Genomic DNA, 18,185 nt, shown 5'->3' with positions numbered 1-18,185 from the left:
TGCGGGCCTTCGTTGACCTCAACGAAGCTTGAGGTCATACCGTCTCTCCCATGAGCATGGAGACCACAGCCTGGACCCAGCTGCACAGCGTCATGAACGCGCAGCAGGAACGCCGCCCCTTCAACCGCGTGACGCTGCGCCGCATCGCCGTCTTCGCGCGCCCGCACCGCCGCCGTATCGCCCAGTTCGTGGCGCTCAGCGTGGTGACCGCGCTGCTCGCCGTCGCGACGCCGGTGCTCGCGGGGCACATCGTCGACACGATCGTGTCCGGCGGCGCCGAGAGCACCGTCATCGGACTTGCCGTGCTCATCGCCGTGATCGCGCTCGCCGAGGCGGCGGTCGGGATCCTCGGCCGCTGGCTGTCGTCGACGCTGGGCGAAGGTCTGATCCTGGATCTTCGGACGGCTGTGTTCGATCATGTGCAGCGCATGCCGGTCGCGTTTTTCACACGCACTCGTACGGGCGCGCTCGTCAGTCGTCTCAACAACGACGTCATCGGAGCCCAGCGCGCCTTCAGCAACACCCTGTCGGGAGTGGTCAGCAATGTGGTGACGCTGCTGCTCACACTGGCCGTCATGCTCACGCTGTCCTGGCAGATCACCCTGCTCGCCCTTGTCCTGCTGCCGGTGTTCGTGCTTCCCGCCCGGCGGATGGGCAGCCGGATGGCGAAGCTCCAGCGCGAGGCGGCGGACCTCAACGCCTCGATGGGCACCCGGATGACCGAGCGGTTCTCCGCGCCCGGCGCCACGCTGGTCAAGCTGTTCGGGCGGCCCGATCAGGAGTCGGTCGAGTTCGCGGCACGCGCCCGGCGGGTGCGGGACATCGGCGTACGGACGGCGATGGCGCAGTCGGCGTTCATCACGGCCCTGACGCTGGTGTCGGCGCTGGCCCTCGCGCTCGTATACGGTCTCGGCGGCTGGTTCGCGCTGCGCGGCACCCTGGAGCCGGGCGCCGTCGTCTCCCTGGCCCTGCTGCTGACCCGCCTGTACGCGCCGCTCACCTCGCTCGCCGGGGCGCGCGTGGAGGTCATGAGCGCCCTCGTCAGCTTCGAGCGCGTCTTCGAAGTGCTCGACCTCAAGCCGCTCATCGATGAGAAGCCGGACGCGCGCACGGTGCCGGAGGGCCCGGTCGCCGTGGAGTTCGACGACGTCCGCTTCGCCTACCCGTCCGCCGACAAGGTCTCCCTCGCCTCGCTGGAGGAGGTCGCCGCCCTGGACACCCGCGGCGGCGCCGAGGTCCTGCACGGCATCTCCTTCCGCGCCGAACCCGGCCAGACCGTCGCGCTAGTGGGCTCGTCCGGCGCGGGCAAGTCGACCATCGCGCAGCTGCTGCCGCGCCTGTACGACACCGACGAGGGCGCCGTCCGCATCGGCGGGGTCGACGTGCGCGAGCTGAGCGCCGCCTCGATGCGCGAGACGCTCGGCATGGTCACCCAGGACGGGCACCTGTTCCACGACTCGGTGCGGGAGAACCTGCTGCTGGCGCGGCCGGCGGCGACCGAGGACGAGCTCTGGGACGTGCTGCGCCGGGCCCGCCTGGAGGACCTCGTGAGCTCCCTGCCCGACGGCCTGGACACCGTGGTCGGCGAGCGCGGCTACCGGCTCTCCGGTGGCGAGCGCCAGCGCATGACCATCGCCCGCCTGCTGCTGGCCCGCCAGCGCGTCGTCATCCTCGACGAGGCCACCGCCCACCTGGACAACACCTCGGAGGCGGCCGTCCAGGAGGCGCTCGCCGAGGCCCTGGAGGGCCGGACCGCGGTGGTCATCGCCCACCGGCTGTCGACTGTGCGCGCCGCCGATGCGATCCTCGTGGTCGAGGCAGGACAGATCGTGGAACGGGGCACGCACGAGGAGCTGCTCGCCGCCGGGGGGCGGTACGCGGAGCTGTACCGCACCCAGTTCGAGAAGGCCCCGGCTGAGGTGGCACAGACGGCTTGATCATGCGTGACCGGTTCCCGATCGAAATCTTCACAGTGACCACTGATAATTTACGAGGGGCGCGACGTACCAAGAGATCGGGCGGGGGAAACGACCCGATCAAGAGGTCAGGGGGGCTCGCGGCCGCGCATGCGGCCGCTGCGTCAATCCGCGCTGGTCAAGTGTGAGTGCGGAGGGAGACGCGGTCGTGACGTGGACATGCCAAAAAAGAGGGGTGTTCCGCCCCACCCGTCCCGTGGGCGACATGCGTTGGGGAGCGCGGCATGGCTGAGCCGGACGCAGGCCCCGGCGCGCGCCGGCGCCGCGCGGCCCCGAAGCAGCCCTGGCATCGCCGTCTCCGGGTCCGTGGCCGCGGCGCCGCGGCCACGGAAACAGGGGCTCCCTCGGCACGGCAGGCCGGCTCACGGCGGGGGCCGCGCCGCAAAGTCACCCTGCCGCCCGCCCTCGGCCGGATCGCCGAGCGGCTCGCCCCACTCGTCGAACGCCTGCGGCCGCTTCTCGAGCGACTCGCCCCGCTCGCCCGGCGGGTCGTGCCCTTCGTCCGCCGCCTGCGGCCGCAGTACCCGCGCCCGGGCCGCATCGGCTGGCGGCGCTGGATACCCTCCTGGCGTCAGTGGCTCGGCGCCTGGGCCGCCTCGCTGGGCCTGGTCGGCTGCCTGCTGACCATCGCGTACGCCATGACGGACATACCGGACAACCTGAATACGTACGCCACCCAGCAGGACAACGTCTACTTCTGGGCCGACGGCACCCCCATGGCCCGTACCGGCTGGGTGCGGCGCCAGGCGATGCCGCTGAAGGACATACCCAAGGACGTGCGCTACGCGGTCCTGGCGGCGGAGAACGAGAGCTTCTACTCCGACCCCGGCATATCCGTGAAGGGCCTCACCCGGGCCCTGTGGCGCACCGTCGGCGAGGGCGACACCCAGGGCGGCTCCACCATCACCCAGCAGTACGTCAAGAACGTCTACCTGAACCAGAACCGCTCCGTGAGCCGCAAGTTCACCGAAGCCATGATCGCCGTCAAGCTCGATGAGCACATGAGCAAGGACCGCATCCTGGAGGGCTACCTCAACACGAGCTGGTTCGGCCGCGGCACCTATGGCATACAACGCGCCGCGCAGGCCTACTACGGCAAGGACGTGAGCAAGCTCAACGTCAGCGAGGCCGCCTTCCTCGCGTCCCTGCTGAAGGGCGCGGGCCTCTACGACCCCACGCTCAGCCAGGCCAACCACGCGCGGGCCGTCGAACGATGGGACTGGATCCTCGACCGCATGGTGAAGACCGGCAAGCTGTCGGCCACCGAGCGCGCCAAGTACAAGCACTTCCCCGAGCCGGTCAAGCAGGCGCGGACCAACGAGACCGGTCACCAGAGCGACTACCTGGTGGAACTCGCCGCCACCTACGCCAAGAAGGCCGGGCACATCTCGGACAAGGACTTCGACCTCGGCGGCTACCAGATCTACACCACCTTCGACAAGCGCCGCGAGGAGGCGCTCACCGACGCCGTGACCAAGGCCCGCGCCAAGGCGCAGAAGGACGACAAGGACAAGGCCAAGGCCGCGCACTACGGCGGCGCCTCGGTGGCCGCCGACGGCCGCATCCTCGCCGTCTACGGCGGACCGGACCACCGCAAGCAGGGCTTCAACGAGTCCAACGCCGCCACCGTCCCGGCCGGCACGGCGTTCCTGCCGCTCGTCTACGCCGCCGGCCTGGAGAACGGCGTCCACAAGGAGCGCGGCGGCGCGGCGACCCCCGTCACCCCGGAGTCCCTCTACGACGGGGACGACGGCGTCCCCGTCACCACGCCCGAGGGGCCCTACTGGGACCGCAGCGGCAAGAAGGTCGCCGCGCACAACGACGACGGCAAGTCCTGGGGAACGATCAGCCTGGGCAAGGCGCTCGCCGAGTCCGTGAACACGCCCTTCATGCAACTGGGCATGGACACCGGCCTGGACAAGGTGCGCGCCACCGCCGAGGCCGCGGGCCTGCTGTCGTCCAGCATCGGACCGCAGGTGCCCGCCCTGTCCATGGGCAACTCCACGCCCAGCGCGATCCGGATGGCCAGTTCGTACGCCACCTTCGCCGCCGGGGGCACGCACACCGAGCCGTACTCCGTGCGCCGCGTCACCCGCAACGGCTCCACCGTCGCCCTGGACACCCCGAAGCATCGCCGCGCCATGCGCCCCCAGGTCGCCGGCCAGGTCACCGACGCGCTCACGGACGCCTTCCAGGCGCAGCACCCCACCGAGGCGAGCGCGTCCGCGAAGGTCGCCGGCAAGGGCGGCACGACACAGAAGGACACCGCCGGCTGGTACGTCGGCACGCACCGCTCCGTGTCCACCGCCGTCGTCGTCTACCGCATGGATCTCACCAAGAGTCTGGAGCCGCTGCCGCTGAAGGGGATCGCCGGAACGCCCTCCACCACCGTGCCGTACGACATCTGGTCGAAAGCCATGAGTCCGCTCGGCTGACGCCGCCGACCGGGACCCGGTGATCCGCTCCCCTCGCCCTTCTCGAACCCCTCCTCGCAGAATGCGCATCCCATGACATCGAAAGCCGGTCGCCGCCGCCGTCGCCGCGCCCCTCTGATGAATGCCCGCCCGGGGATCGTGACCATGGCGGCCCTCCTTGTCGTCGCCTGCCTCGTCGCCGCCTATCTGGCACTCGGCGGCTCGGACGGCGCGCCGTCGACCGCGTCGGCCGGCGGCAGGAGTTCCGACGGCGGCACCACCGCCGGGACGAAGGACGAGCCCGCCTGGGACGGCAAGACCAAGGTGCTCGGGGACGGCTCCACGTCGTACACCGGACCGCAGACGGGGCAGCTCAAGCCGGTGCGGCTCAAGCCGGGGGAGAAGCCGCCCCAGTTCGTCGTCTTCTCCTGGGACGGCGCCCTGGAGGGCGACGACCATCTCTTCTCGCACTACCGGGAGCTCGCGAAGAAGTACAACGCCCACATGACCTTCTTCCTCACCGGCATCTACCTGCTGCCGAAGGACAAGAAGACGCTCTACCAGGGGCCGCAGCACAAGCCGGGCGACGCGGCGATCAGCTACGCCACCGACGAGCACATCCGCACCACCCTGGAACAGCTCGGCAAGGCGTGGAAGGACGGCAACGAGATCGGCTCCCACTTCAACGGCCACTTCTGCGACGCCAAGGGCGGCGGCGACTGGAGCACCGAGGAGTGGAAGAGCGAGATCAGCCAGTTCTACTCGTTCGTGCAGAACTGGAAGACCAACACCGGCTACACCGATCTGCCCGCCCTGCCGTTCGACGCGAAGCGGGAGATCGTCGGTGGCCGCGCGCCCTGCCTGGAGGGACAGAAGACCCTGCTCCCCGCGATCAAGAGCCTCGGCTGGCGCTACGACGCCAGCTCCACGGGCGACTTCCAGATATGGCCCACCAAGAAGAACGGCGTCTGGGACTTCCCGCTGGAGCTGCTGCCCTACGAGGGCGGCAAGTACCAGGGCCTGTCCATGGACTTCAACTTCCTCTACAACCAGTCCAAGGGGGAGACCGACGGCGACCCCTCGCAGTACACGACCTGGCAGCAGGAGACCACCGCCTCCTACCTCGCCGGCTTCAACCGGGTGTACTACGGCAGCCGGGCACCGCTGTTCATCGGCAACCACTTCGAGGACTGGAACGGTGGCATATACATGAAGGCCATCGACGACGTCATCAAGAACGTGTGCGTGAAGAAGGAGGTCCGCTGCGTCTCCTTCCGCGAACTGGCCGACTGGCTGGACGTCCAGACGCCGGAGGTGCGCGAGCGGCTGCGCAGCCTCGACCCGGCGCAGTCGCCCGACTGGTCGACGGTCGTCAAGTAACGCCCGGGCCGGTCTCGCTCGCGGTCCGTCCGCGAGCCGCTCGTCTTCACGGCACTCACACAGAGTCCGCCAAACGCTTTAAGTTTCAAATGTTACGTTGCCTCTCGTCCCCCCCCCACGAGGCGCAGGAGAGCTCAGTGCGAGACGGCAACGTAGTGGTGATCGGCGGCGGCTACGCGGGCGTCCGGCTGGCCAAACGGCTGGACAGGGAAGCCCGGGTCACGCTCGTGGACCGCAAGGAGGTCTTCTTCCACCGCATCGCCTCCCTGCGTGCCGGGGTGCGCCCGGACTGGACGGGGACCCCCTTCATTCCGTACGACCGACTGCTGCGCGACGGCCGCGTCGCACTGGGCAAGGCGATCCGCATCGACACCACCGGGCGACAGGTACTGCTGGCCACGGGCGAACGGCTGCCGTACGACGTGCTGGTGATCGCCACCGGCGCCGACTACCCGGAACCGGCCCGCTTCAGCGGCTCCACCACCGAGGAGGCCGCCAAGTCGTTCGCCGAGCACCAGCACAAGGTCGCCACCGCCGCGCACGTCCTCGTCGTCGGCGGAGGCCCTTCGGGGGTCGAGCTCAGCGCCGAGATCCGCCTGGCCCGGCCGGACGCCCGGGTCACACTCGCGCACTCCGGGCCGGAGCTGCTGCACGCCACCGGCAGCGCTCGCGCCGGGCGCAGGGCCCACGCCTGGCTGGAGTCCCACGACGTGGACGTACGACTCGACACCTTCATGGCCCCCGGCAACGACTTCGGCACCTACCGCGACGCCCGCGGCACGGTCATCGCCGCCGACCTCTCCTTCTGGACCACGGGCACCACCCCCAACACCCTCTGGCTGCGGCTGGCCGGACACGGCGACTGGCTGAACGGGACCGGCCACGTGAAGGTCGACCCGACGCTCCGCGTCGAGGGAAGGCCGGACGTGTTCGCGGTCGGCGACGTGAACGACGTCGGCGAACTCAAGGTCACTCCCGCCGCACTCGCCCAGGCGGAGGTCGCCGCCCACAACATCCGCGCCTACCTGCGCAGTTCGGGCAGGCACGGCAAGGAGCCCCGCTCCTACCGGGCGGTCCACCGCACCCCGCTCATCGTGCCCTTCGGCCCCGCCGACGGCGTGACCGTCCTGCCCGTGCCGGGCGGCGAGACCGCGGTCCTCGGCACCCGCACCACCACCATGGCCAAGGCGAAGACCCTCATGACCCCCTTCATGCGACGCCAGCTCGGGTACACGGCGGCCTGACAACGGCAGCGGCAAGTCGACCCTGCTGCGCGCCGTCCACTGCTCGCTGCGCCCGGCCGACGGCGTCGTCAGGGTCGGGGACGACGATGTGTGGGCGCTGTCCGCCCGCGCAGCCGCCCGCCGTACCGCCGCCGTCCTCCAGGACGCCACCGGCAACACCACCTGCCTGACCGCCGCCGAGACGGTCGCCCGCTGATGTCCCGGTCAGGCCCCGGCGACACCACCGGCGGGTTCCCTTCCGCGTGGCAGAAGCGTCACGGCCAGTGCCGGTACGGCGGCGAGGACCAGCCACGGCACGGCGGCCGGGAGGTCCAGGTCGAGCAGGGAGCCGGTGGCCGAGCTGCCGATGAGCACGATCAGACCGGAGACCGAGGACAGGGCGCCGGTGTAGAGGCCGGTACGGCCCTCCTCGGCGAGGTCGGGCACCCAGGCGCGGGCGGCGGGCACGATCAGCATCTGGCCGAGGGTGAGCAGGACGACGTATCCGGCGGCCGGCAGCAGCCCCGGGAGGCCGGTCCAGCCCGCCGGGCGCGCGACGGCGACGACCGTGAAGCCGGTCGCGACCAGCACGAGTCCGGCGGCCATCGAGCGGCGCAGGCCGAGCCGGTCGCCCGCCCATCCGGTAACCGGAAGCTGCGCGCACACGACAAGCAGGGACGACAGGGCGAACAGCCAGGACAGCGGCTCCTGCGAGCCTGCCGCCCGCTCCACCTCGTCCGGCAGGGCGAGATAGAGCTGGTTGTAGGCGAGCAGGTAGCTGCCGTAGGCGCAGCAAAGGGCGAGGAAACGGCGGTTGCGCAGCAGCTCGCCGACTCCGCCCCGGTCCCGTACCCGCACCTGGCCGGGGATGTGCTGTGGCAGCAGCCACGCGTGCCCGGCGAGGACGAGAACGAAGACGCCGGCGCCCGCGAGAGTGGCCGTGCGGAAGTTCACGGTGAGCAGCAGACCACCGAGCAGCGGGCCGATGAAGGCCCCGGCCTGGCCGGCCGCGGACAGCAGGGCCAGGACGCGGGTGCGGGAGCCGTGACCTTCCTCCTCCCAGACCACCGCCTGCCGGGCCACCTCCGACTCCACGGCCGGTGAGAACAGCGCGGCGGCGAACCCGATCAGCAGCACCGAGCAGATCACCGCCCATGTCACCTCGGCGAACCCCAGCCAGGCGAAGCCGGCGACGCGCAGCGCACAGCCCGCCAGGACCATCGGCCGCACACCGTACCGGTCGACGAGCCAGCCCCCGACCACGAAAAGGCCCTGCTGGCTGAACGTCCGCAGGCCCAGCACGAAGCCGACCGTCCAGCCCGCCATGCCGATCGCCGTGCCGAGATGCTCGGCGAGGAACGGCAGTACGGCGAAGAAGCCGATGTTGAAGGCGAGTTGGGTCAGGATCAGCAGCCGCAGGAGTGGGGAGAGACGCTTCCAGGTGCGCTCACGCGGGGACTTCGGGGCGGTGGTGGAGCGCCTGGCCAGGAGACGGGAGAACACGTCGGTCATCGGGGAATCAAGTCCGTGAGGGGGTGTCGGCGGGGGAGGAGGTCAGGACGGCGGGCCGGAGCGACTCGGCCCGCCCCACGGCCGGTTCGGGCTCGATCGGCCGTACGGACCGCTGCCTTGGTCTCCGCGGCAGTCGCACCCCGCCCGCCGTCGTCACCGCGAGCGCGCCGAGCAGGGCGAGGACGGCGGCGGGGGCCAGGACCGCCCACGGGGCGCGTTCGACGTACGGCTGGTTCTCGGACAGCAGCAGGCCCCACTCGGGGGACGGCGGCTGGGAGCCCAGGCCGAGGAAGCCGAGCGCGGCCAGGCTCAGGGCGATGCCGGGCAACCGGAGCAGGGCGTGGCCGACGACGGGCCGCAGGACGGCGGGGAGCAGTTCGTGCCGGAGGAGGTACCAGGGGCCGGCGCCGAGCGCGCGGGTCGCGGTCAGGTGAAGGGTCGCCCGTTCCTGTCGGAGGAGGGAGGAGGCGTGGGTGGCCAGTGGTGACCAGGCGACGACGGCAACGGCGAGCGCCGGCGTCCACGGGCCACTGCCCGCGACGCCGGTGACAAGGAGGGCGGCCAGCACGGGCGGCACGGCGTTGACGGTGTCGACCAGAGGACCGGACAGACGTGGCAGCAGGCCCAGCAGTACGCCGGTCACCAGCGCCGCGGCGCTCACCGAGAGGGCGATGCCCAGGGTGCTGAGTGAGCCGTGCGCGATCCGGGCCAGTACGTCCCGGCCGAGCGCGTCGGTGCCGAACGGGTGCCCCCAGGAGGGAGCTTGGAGTCGGGCGGTGGTGTCCAGTGCGAGCGGGTCGCGGGGCAGGCCGAGGCCGATGACGGCGGCGAGCAGCAGCGCGTACCCGAGAGGTACGGCACGCGGAGCCGGCGGGGTCGGCCGGTGCAGGGAGTGCAGGGCGCCGTCGCGCAGTCCGGGCCCGATCAGCCACCGCACCCCGAGCCGGGCCAGCACGGCGGCCACCGCCGCGAGGGCGAGGAGCGCGAGCGTGCCGGCCTGCAGGACGGGCAGGTCCTGGGCGACAGCGGCACGCAGGGTGAGCCGACCGAGCCCCGGAATATCGAAGATCTGCTCGACCGCGACCGATCCGCCCGTCAGGCCGACCACGAACAGCCCCACGTTGGGCAGGAGTCCGGGCACGCAACGGCGCAGCGCCTGCCGGGCCACGGACGCCGGTGGCACCCCACGCGCGGCGGCGGCCAGCGCCCACGGCTCGGCGAAGGCGGCGGGCAACAGGTCGTCCAGCATCCGTCCGAGCACCGCCCCGGCGGGCAGGCCGAGGGCGAGCGAGGGCAGGATCATCCACTGCGGGCCGTACCAGCCGAGCGCGGGCAGCCAGCCCAGCTGTACACCGATCACTGACGCCAGTACGGAGGAGACCAGGAACTCGGGCAGCGCGGCCAGCACCGCCGACCCCGTACCGCCCGGGCCGCCCTCGCCGAGCCGCCGCCGGGAGCCGAGCCGCAGGGTGCGCGCGCACACGACCCCGGCCGTGCCCATGGCGACGACGATGGCTCCCGCCATCAGCAACAGAGACACCCCGAGGGCCTGTCCGACGGCGGGCAGCACCGCGGTGTCCGACACCCATGACCGGCCCGCGTCCCCGCGCAACAGCCCACCCAGCCAACGCCGGAGCAGGACCAACGGGCCGTTGTCCAGGCCGAGTTGGTCCCGGATGGCGCGCAGTGTCCCGGGGCTCGGGGCCCGCTCGGCCGAGCGGGCCTTCAGTACGGTCAGCGCCGGGTCGGTGCGCGACAGCCACGGCAGCAGACCGATCGCGCACACCAGGGCGGACGTGAGCGTCGCCCGCCACAGCAGCGTGAGGCCGCCTCGCGCGAAGCCGCGCAGGACGGCGCCAACTCGGGTTCTCCCGGGTGAGGCCGCGGGCTTCAGCGCCGGGTCCCGGTGCCGACGAAGCCACGCTCGTACGGGTCGAGGAGCGCGCCCTTGACGGACGTACCGATGCCCGTGACGACCTTCAGGTGAACCAGGGGGATCACCGCGTCGGAGCCGAGGATCGCGGCCTCCGCCTTCATCGCCGCGCCCTGCCGCTCGGCGGGATCGGACTCGGCCCGGGCGGTGGCGACGAGCCTGTCCACGTTCTTGTCGCACAGGAACGACAGGTTGTAGGAGCCGTCGCAGGTGTAGTCGCCGGCCAGGACGGTGACGGGGTCGCCGGTGTCGAGCATCATGTTGCGGGAGACGACGGCCGCGTCGAACTTCTTGGCCAGCAGGTCGCTTTCGAGCCGCGCGTACGTGCGCACCTCCAGCTTCACCGTGAACCCGGCCTTCTCCAGCTGCTGCTGGAGCACCTGGGCGGTCTCCGGCAGCTCGGGCCGGTCGTCGTAGGTGGCGATGGTGATGCTCTTGCCCTTGGGGCTCGTGGCTTTCGCCCGGCCGGTCGGCTCGGTCCGCTTGCCGGACGCCCAGGCCAGGGCGGGGCCGTAGAGGCCCTTGGCTGGCTCGGCGTACCCCTCGTACACGCCCTTGGCGACGGCGGAGGTGTCGATCGCCTCGCGCGCGGCGGCCCGCAGCCTCGCGTCCTTGAAGACACCCGTCCGGGTATTGAGATACAGGCTGGTGTTCCGGGCGGTGTTGATCTCGTGGGCGGTGTTCTTGTCCAGGGAGGCGACCTGTGCGACGGGGATCGACTCGGCGATGTCCACGTCACCGGTGCGCAGGGCGTTGGCGCGGGCGGCTCCGTCGGAGACGAACTTCGCGTCGATGCCGGACGCCTGGGCGCGCCCGCCCCAGTAGTCGTCGAAGCGGTCCAGGGTGGCCGCCGTGTCGCCGGTGATCCTGGTGAGTTCGAAGGGGCCGGTGGCCATGCCGACCGGGTTCACCTTGCCGTCCTGGCCGTACGCCTTGGCGGAGAACACCGAGAGGCTCGGGTTGGTCAGCCGCAGCGGCAGCACCGGGTCCGCGTCGGCGGTACTCACCTTGACCTGGTCGTCGCCGAGGGCCTCGGCGGTCAGTTTCACCCCCGAGACGGCGGCAGGGGCAGGGTCGGCCCCGACGGCGTGGGTGAGAGCGGAGGCCACGGCCTTCGCCGTCACGCCGGTGCCGTCCTGGAACCTGGCGTCCCGCAGAGTGAACAGCCAGCTCTTACCGCCCTGTTCGCTGCTCCACGACTCCGCGAGCGCGGGCACCGCGGTGCCGTTGGCGTCGAGCCGGGTCAGCCCCTCGGCCACACCCAGCCGCGAGAGGGCAAAGGCGTCCTGGCCGTACGGGGAGTAGTTCTCCGCAGGCGGGAAGGCGAGCGCCACGCGCAGGCGTCCGCCCTCACCGGAGCCGGAGGAGTCCGAGGACGAGTCGTCGCCGGAGGCCGAGAAACAGCCGGAGAGCAGCGGGGCGAGCAGCAGACCGGCTGTCAGCCGAAGGCGGGGAGATCTCATGGTCCTCGTTCTGTCTTTTCAGGGCCGGGTTCGTGGACGACGTCGACCCGCATCATATGAACATGGTTTTCGTTTTAACAAGAGGGATCTCGAAGCGCACGATGCCGCTGCCGCCGGGCGCGACCGCCCGCTCTTCCCGCTCGTCGCGGACGACCTCGCCCAGCGTCTGCCACAGCCCCATCCCGCCGGGCGAGCCCGCGCCGTCGGTGCTCCGGGCGCGTGTACACGCGCCCGGAGCTGAGCGGTCTCGCCCGACGGATACCGCTCGGCTTTGTTAGGCTGCCCGCGCCTCTCGTGGGGGAAGTCCGGTGAGAGTCCGGCGCTGACCCGCAACGGTGTGCGTGGCGACCTCTGGTTCGTCGCGTGAGCCCGATCGCCCGTGGGTGGTGCGACCCGTTGACTGCTCGCCGAGGACTGCGAGAGGGGACCGCGCGGCCGGGCCCGGCCGTACGGGCTGCTCCGACTGCGCCAGGCGGCCCCACGCGAAGGACCGCCCGATCGTGAGCCGAAGTACCACCGCCCGCCGAATATCCGTAGCACCGTTGGCAGTCGGCCTCGGGCTGGTGCTCCTCGCCTCACTGGTGTGCGGGGTCGGTCTCGGGGCCGCCGGGATCGGGTGGGGAGACGTCTTCCGGTTCCTGTGGGCCGGGTTGACCGGTGGCACCGTGCACGCCGGTGACGTCGCCGCGTACACCATCGTCTGGGAGATCCGGCTGCCGAGGGTCGCGCTCGGGGCAGTGGTCGGAGCGGGGCTCGCGTCCGTGGGCGTGGCCGTGCAGGCCATGGTGCGCAACGCGCTCGCCGATCCCTTCGTGCTCGGCATCTCCTCCGGCGCGGCGGTGGGCGCCAACGCCGTCATTCTGCTGGGGGCGTTCGCGGGGCTCGGGGTGTGGGCGCTGTCGGTGTCGGCGTTCGGCTCGGCGCTCGCGGCCATGGCGCTGGTGTACGCGGCGGCCCGCTCCCCGCAGGGGCTCACCCCACTGAGGCTGATCCTCACCGGGACGGCGATGGCGTACGGCTTCGAGGCGGTCACCACCGTCATGGTGTTCGGCGCGGCACGGGGTGAGGCGGCCCGCTCGGCGATGATGTGGCTGCTCGGCAGCCTGGGCGGGGCGACCTGGGCCCAGGTGCCGCTCGCCGCGGTGACCGTGACGGCGGGGTGGGTGTGGCTGCGGTGGCGGGCCGAGACCCTGAACGCGCTGGCGATGGGGGATGAGACCTCCGCCGCGCTCGGGGTCCGACCGGAGCGGCTGCGGCGGGAGTTGTTCCTCGTCACCGCCGCCGTGACCGGGACGGTGGTCGCGGTCAGCGGAGCCATCGGGTTCGTCGGGCTGATGGTGCCGCACGTCGTACGGATGCTCGTCGGCGCGGACCACCGGCGGGTGCTGGCCGTGGCCCCGCTCGCTGGGGCCGTGCTGCTGGTGTGGGCCGACGTACTGTCCCGCCTCCTGCTCGCGCCCGCCGAACTACCGGTCGGGGTGATCACGGCCGTCGTCGGGGTGCCCGCCTTCCTGCTGCTCATGCGACGCGGCGGCTACGCGTTCGGGGGGCGCTGACCATGAGACTCGACATCGAGGGTGTCACGGTCGAGGCCGCCGGGAACCGGATCGTGGACGACATCCGACTCTCCGTGGACAGTGGCGCGTTCGTCGGACTCGTCGGCCCCAACGGCAGCGGAAAGTCGACGCTGTTGCGCTGCGTGTACCGCGCCCTGCGTCCGGTCGCGGGTGTGGTGCGCCTCGACGGCGACGCCGTGCACGCCATGGACGCCCGGGCCGCGGCGCGCGTGCTGGCGGCACTGCCGCAGGAGTCGTCGGCCGAGTTCGACTTCAGTGTCGCCGAGGTGGTCGCCATGGGGAGGCTGCCGCACCGCGGCCGTACGGCGGCGTCCGACGGGGAGATCTGCGTCGAGGCCATGCGGCGCACCGGTGTCGGTCACCTCGCCGAGCGCGGGTTCCTCGCCCTGTCCGGTGGTGAGAAGCAGCGCGTCCTCATCGCCCGCGCGCTCGCCCAGCAGCCGAAGGTTCTCGTCCTCGACGAACCCACCAACCACCTGGACATCGCCCACCAGTTGGACGTGTTGTCCCTGGTGCGGGCCAGTGGTCTGACGGCCCTCGCCGCGCTGCACGACCTCAACCTGGCCGCCGCGCACTGCGATCTCCTCCACGTCATCTCCGGCGGCCGGATCGTCGCCTCCGGACCTCCGCACGACGTGCTCCAACCCGCCCTGCTCGCCGAGGTGTTCGGCGTACGCGCGCATCCCGTTCGGCATCCCGAGACCGGCGCCGTCCAACTCCTGTTCGACCTCCTCCCGCCCACCACGCCCTAAGGACCCTCATGCGCAAGCTGCTCGCCGCGGCCCTCTGCCTCGCCGCGACCGCCGCCGTCTCCGGCTGCGGCGCCACGGTCGAACCCTCCTCGGCGGACGCCGATTCCTCCGGCGTCACGCTCACCAACTGCGGCCGGAAGGTCACCTACAAGGTTCCGCAGCGCGTGGTCACCAACGATGTCGGCATCACCGAGCTGATGTTCGCCCTCGGCCTGGAGGACCGCATGGCCGGCTTCGCCATGCCCGACGACAAGGGCGACCTCACCGATGTGCCCTGGAAGGACGACTACGACAAGGTCAAGTGGCTCTCCAAGGACCAGCTCACCAAGGAGAACGTCCTCGACGCGAAAGGCGACTTCGTCTTCGCCGGCTGGAACTACGGCTTCCGCGACGACAACGGCTTCACGCCCGACGCCCTGAAGAAGCTCGGCATCCCCTCGTACATCCTCACCGAGTCCTGCCGCAACGGCCGGACGAAGACCTCCCGCGGGATCATGCCGCCGCTGGACGCCCTGTACACCGACCTCACCAACCTCGGGAAGCTGTTCGGCGCCGAGAAGCGCGCGGCCACGCTGATCGCCGGCTTCAAGAAGCAGATCGCCGAGGTCCAGGCGAAGGCTCCCACGGGCGCCGACCGCCCCAAGGTCTTCCTCTACGACAGCGGCCAGGACCAGCCCTTCACCTCCGGCCGCTACGGCGCCCCCGAAGAGGTCATCAGCAAGGCCGGCGGAACCAACGTCATGCACGACCTCGACGACTCCTGGACCACGGTCGGCTGGGAGAGCGTCGTCGACCGTGACCCCGACGTCATCGTCATCTGCGACTACGGAGACGTGACCGCCGAACAGAAGAAGAAGTTCCTGCTCTCCTACCCACCCCTGAAGAACGTCTCCGCGATCAAGCACAAGCGCATCTTCGTCCTCGACTACGTCGACCTGGTCGAAAGCCCCCGCAACCCGTCCGCCATCGCCCGCCTCGGGACGTACCTGCGCACGGCCGCCGAGGAACAGTGACCGGACACGGGCAGGCTCTGCGCGCCTGCCCGCAACGGGCCGGTGTGAGCCCTGGAACACCTTGCGAGCGCTGACCGAACAGGCGAATCGTTGTAGCCTCCGAAGACCGCCCTTGACCCGCAATACGCAGGCAGGGAGCAGATAAATCAGGAGATTCTCCATGTTTCGTACGATGTTCAAGTCCAAGATCCACCGTGCGACGGTCACTCAGGCCGATCTGCACTACGTCGGATCCGTCACCATCGACGCCGAGCTGCTCGAAGCCGCCGATCTGCTGCCCGGCGAGCTCGTGCACATCGTCGACATCACCAACGGCGCCCGCCTGGAGACGTACGTCATCGAGGGTGAGCGCGGGTCGGGTGTCGTCGGGATCAACGGGGCGGCGGCCCACCTGGTGCACCCCGGGGACCTGGTGATCATCATCAGCTACGCTCAGGTCTCCGACGCCGAGGCACGGGCACTGCGGCCGCGGGTCGTGCACGTGGACCGTGACAACCGGATCGTGGCCCTCGGGGCCGATCCGTCCGAGCCGGTGCCGGGCTCGGACCAGGAGCGCAGCCCGCAGGCCGTCACGGTCTGAACCTCAGCAGAGGAACCCCAGGACCGCAGGGTCCGAGGACCCGAGGAGTGCCCATGAGCGACATCGAGATCCGCGACGACCGGGCGGGCGGCCGCCTGGAGGCCTTCGCCGGGGACGAACTCGTCGGCCACATCGAGTACTTCGTCCTGGAGGATCCCGAGCGCGCCCTAGTGCCCGTGCACACGATCGTGGAGCCCGCGCACGAGGGCAAGGGCATCGCCGGGTCCCTCGCGCGCGAGCTGTACGGCATCGCCGCCCGCGAGGGCGTCGTGGTCGCGCCGCTGTGCCCGTACGTCGTGAAGTGGGCGGCGCGCCACCCCGACGAGGCTCCGGCGGCCGACCCGGCGCTGCTCGGGGCCGCGAAGGACTGGCTGATCGCCCACCCCGGGCGCTTCTGAGCGTGCCGAGACGGCGGCGGCAGCCGGGGTACGGGGCCGATGGGCTCCTCGGCGTAACGCGCGGCCCGGCGGGGTGAGTGGGTGTGCGGGCGCCGGGTACGCGTGGGAGGAGTCCAGGGCTGACGTTTCCACCGCCTGGAGGACGGCATGACCGACCCGTACCCCGACCCCGTACCGCCCGGCCCCACCCCGGGACCGACCCCCGACCCGCAACCCTTCCCGACCCCGACTCCGCAGCCGCCATCGCCCCCGCGGCCCGGCCCGCCGCCGACGCCGAAACCGGGACCCGAGCCGTCACCGTCACCGGTCCCGAAACCGCCGGGGCCCGATCCGGTACCCGAACCGAATCCCCAGCCGGGACCTATGTCGTAGAGCGACGCCGTAGACCGACGTCATAGAGCCACGTCGTAGAGCGGGCAGGAACATGACGGTGGCCCGGTGCGGCAGTGCGCGCACCGGGCCACCGCCATGCGGCCTGACTAGCTCTCGACCTCGGAGCGGTCCCCGCCCCACAGCGTGTGGAACGAGCCCTCGCGGTCCGTACGGCGGTAGGTGTGCGCCCCGAAGAAGTCCCGCTGGCCCTGGGTGAGTGCGGCGGGCAGGCGCTCGGCGCGCAGGGCGTCGTAGTAGGCCAGGGCCGCCGAGAAGCCGGGCGTGGGGACGCCCTGGCGGGTGGCGGCGACCAGGACCTCGCGCCAGTCGTCCTGCGCGGCGGCGATCTCCTGCGCGAAGGTGTCGTCGGACAGCAGGCTCGGCAGGTCGGGCCTGGCGTCGTACGCCGCCCGGATCCGGTCGAGGAACGCGGCGCGGATGATGCAGCCGCCGCGCCAGATGGAGGCGACGGAGCCGAGGTCGATGTTCCACTCGTACTCGTCGCTGCCCGCGGTGATCTCGTGGAAGCCCTGCGTGTACGACACGATCTTCGAGGCGTACAGCGCCTGCTCCACGCGGTCGGCGAACGCCGCCGCCTCCGACTCGCCGAGCGGCGACGCCTTCGGCCCGGCGAGCCCGCTGGAGGCCTCGCGCAGCGCGGCGTGCCCGGACAGGGAGCGGGCGAAGACCGCCTCCGCGATGCCGGACACCGGCACGCCCAGGTCGAGCGCGATCTGCACGGTCCAGCGGCCGGTGCCCTTCTGCTCGGCCCGGTCCTGGACGACGTCCACGAACGGCTTGCCCGTCGCCGCGTCCACGTGGGAGAGGACCTCGGCGGTGATCTCGATCAGGTAGGAGTCGAGCCGGCCGGTGTTCCAGGTGCGGAAGATGTCGGCGATCTGCGCGGGGGAGTAGCCCGCCACGTCGCGCAGCAGCTGGTAGGCCTCGCCGATCAGCTGCATGTCGGCGTACTCGATGCCGTTGTGCACCATCTTCACGAAGTGGCCGGCGCCGTCGGGACCGACGTGCGTCACGCACGGAGCCCCGTCCGCCGCCTTCGCGGAGATCTTCTCCAGCATCGGACCGAGGGATTCGTACGACTCCGGCGAGCCGCCCGGCATGATGCTCGGCCCGAGCAGTGCGCCCTCCTCGCCGCCGGAGACACCGGTGCCGACGAAGTGGATGCCCTGCTCGCGCAGGGAGCGCTCGCGGCGGCGGGTGTCCGCGAAGTGGGCGTTGCCGCCGTCGATGATCATGTCGCCGGGCTCCAGGAGCGGCGCGAACTCCTGGATGACCGCGTCGGTCGGCTCGCCGGCCTTCACCATGATCACCAGGCGGCGCGGGCGCTCCAGCGCGGCCACGAACTCCTTGGCGGTCTCGGCCGCCACGAACGTGCCCTCTCCGCCGAACTCCTCCACGAGAGCGTGCGTCTTCGCCGCCGTGCGGTTGTGCACGGCGACCGCGTATCCGTTGCGGGCGAAGTTGCGGGCGAGGTTGCGCCCCATCACCGCGAGTCCCGTGACGCCGATCTGGGCTGAAGTGCTCATACCGTGGCTCCTATAGCTCTGGAATCGGTGGTGCCGGTCGTGCGT

General features: G+C 71.3%; 13 protein-coding genes, 2 pseudogenes and 1 riboswitch. Of the genes and pseudogenes, 10 read left to right on the top strand and 5 right to left on the bottom strand.

The genetic code is table 11. The annotated features are described in order from the left end of the window. The first annotated feature begins 56 nt into the window (after positions 1 to 56). From AB5J56_RS07125 to AB5J56_RS07105, 5 genes and pseudogenes are all read left to right on the top strand, one after another. Positions 57 to 1,937: an ABC transporter ATP-binding protein gene (locus AB5J56_RS07125; RefSeq protein WP_369242400.1), complete on the top strand. Its 1,881-nt coding sequence runs from the start codon at positions 57 to 59 to the stop codon at positions 1,935 to 1,937. 263 nt (positions 1,938 to 2,200) lie between these two features. Next, positions 2,201 to 4,411 carry a transglycosylase domain-containing protein gene (locus tag AB5J56_RS07120; RefSeq protein ID WP_369231151.1) on the top strand — a complete coding sequence of 737 codons (2,211 nt, stop codon included), beginning with the start codon at positions 2,201 to 2,203 and terminating at the stop codon, positions 4,409 to 4,411. Between the two features lie 72 nt (positions 4,412 to 4,483). After that, a complete protein-coding gene (locus AB5J56_RS07115) occupies positions 4,484 to 5,770 on the top strand; it encodes a hypothetical protein (protein WP_369231149.1) in 1,287 nt (428 codons plus the stop codon). A 137-nt stretch (positions 5,771 to 5,907) separates the two neighbouring features. Further along, positions 5,908 to 7,014 (top strand): NAD(P)/FAD-dependent oxidoreductase, encoded by a 1,107-nt coding sequence (locus AB5J56_RS07110; protein WP_369231147.1) that lies wholly within the window; start codon positions 5,908 to 5,910, stop codon positions 7,012 to 7,014. 1 nt (position 7,015) lies between these two features. After that, positions 7,016 to 7,204: pseudogene (locus AB5J56_RS07105) on the top strand (ATP-binding cassette domain-containing protein); the annotation flags it as partial. Positions 7,205 to 7,218: 14 nt separating this feature from the next. Here AB5J56_RS07105 and AB5J56_RS07100 read toward each other — a convergent pair. The 4 genes and pseudogenes from AB5J56_RS07100 to AB5J56_RS07085 all read right to left on the bottom strand — a co-directional run. Next, positions 7,219 to 8,505, bottom strand: a complete 1,287-nt coding sequence (locus AB5J56_RS07100) for an MDR family MFS transporter (protein WP_369231145.1) — start codon at positions 8,503 to 8,505, stop codon at positions 7,219 to 7,221. Between the two features lie 7 nt (positions 8,506 to 8,512). Further along, on the bottom strand, positions 8,513 to 10,030 hold the full coding sequence (locus AB5J56_RS07095; protein WP_369242398.1) for an ABC transporter permease subunit: 1,518 nt from the start codon (positions 10,028 to 10,030) through the stop codon (positions 8,513 to 8,515). Positions 10,031 to 10,395: 365 nt separating this feature from the next. Then, on the bottom strand, positions 10,396 to 11,901 hold the full coding sequence (locus AB5J56_RS07090) for an ABC transporter substrate-binding protein (RefSeq protein ID WP_369231143.1): 1,506 nt from the start codon (positions 11,899 to 11,901) through the stop codon (positions 10,396 to 10,398). Between the two features lie 52 nt (positions 11,902 to 11,953). Further along, positions 11,954 to 12,171: pseudogene (locus tag AB5J56_RS07085) on the bottom strand (GNAT family N-acetyltransferase); the annotation flags it as partial. 27 nt (positions 12,172 to 12,198) lie between these two features. Further along, positions 12,199 to 12,280: riboswitch (cobalamin riboswitch) on the top strand. 184 nt (positions 12,281 to 12,464) lie between these two features. On the opposite strand from AB5J56_RS07085, the gene AB5J56_RS07080 reads away from it, so the two are divergent. From AB5J56_RS07080 to AB5J56_RS07060, 5 genes are all read left to right on the top strand, one after another. Then, positions 12,465 to 13,457, top strand: a complete 993-nt coding sequence (locus tag AB5J56_RS07080) for a FecCD family ABC transporter permease (RefSeq protein ID WP_369242396.1) — start codon at positions 12,465 to 12,467, stop codon at positions 13,455 to 13,457. Positions 13,458 to 13,459: 2 nt separating this feature from the next. Continuing rightward, complete coding sequence (locus AB5J56_RS07075; RefSeq protein WP_369231141.1) at positions 13,460 to 14,230, top strand: ABC transporter ATP-binding protein; 771 nt, start codon at positions 13,460 to 13,462, stop codon at positions 14,228 to 14,230. An 8-nt stretch (positions 14,231 to 14,238) separates the two neighbouring features. Then, positions 14,239 to 15,243 (top strand): ABC transporter substrate-binding protein, encoded by a 1,005-nt coding sequence (locus AB5J56_RS07070; protein ID WP_369231139.1) that lies wholly within the window; start codon positions 14,239 to 14,241, stop codon positions 15,241 to 15,243. Positions 15,244 to 15,403: 160 nt separating this feature from the next. Further along, positions 15,404 to 15,823 carry an aspartate 1-decarboxylase gene (gene panD / locus AB5J56_RS07065; protein ID WP_369231137.1) on the top strand — a complete coding sequence of 140 codons (420 nt, stop codon included), beginning with the start codon at positions 15,404 to 15,406 and terminating at the stop codon, positions 15,821 to 15,823. Between the two features lie 53 nt (positions 15,824 to 15,876). Further along, positions 15,877 to 16,221 (top strand): GNAT family N-acetyltransferase, encoded by a 345-nt coding sequence (locus tag AB5J56_RS07060; protein WP_369231136.1) that lies wholly within the window; start codon positions 15,877 to 15,879, stop codon positions 16,219 to 16,221. A gap of 479 nt (positions 16,222 to 16,700) precedes the next feature. On the opposite strand, the gene gndA is transcribed toward AB5J56_RS07060, so the two are convergent. Further along, the gene (gene gndA, locus AB5J56_RS07055) at positions 16,701 to 18,140 is read right to left on the bottom strand and encodes an NADP-dependent phosphogluconate dehydrogenase (RefSeq protein ID WP_369231134.1); all 1,440 of its coding nucleotides are present in this window, start codon (positions 18,138 to 18,140) and stop codon (positions 16,701 to 16,703) included. Positions 18,141 to 18,185: the final 45 nt, after the last annotated feature.

The sequence above is a fragment of the Streptomyces sp. R21 genome, assembly GCF_041051975.1.
Classification (GTDB): Bacteria; Actinomycetota; Actinomycetes; order Streptomycetales; family Streptomycetaceae; genus Streptomyces.
The sequence above is the reverse complement of the archived record's forward strand: the minus strand, read 5'-3'. Positions and strand labels throughout refer to the sequence as shown.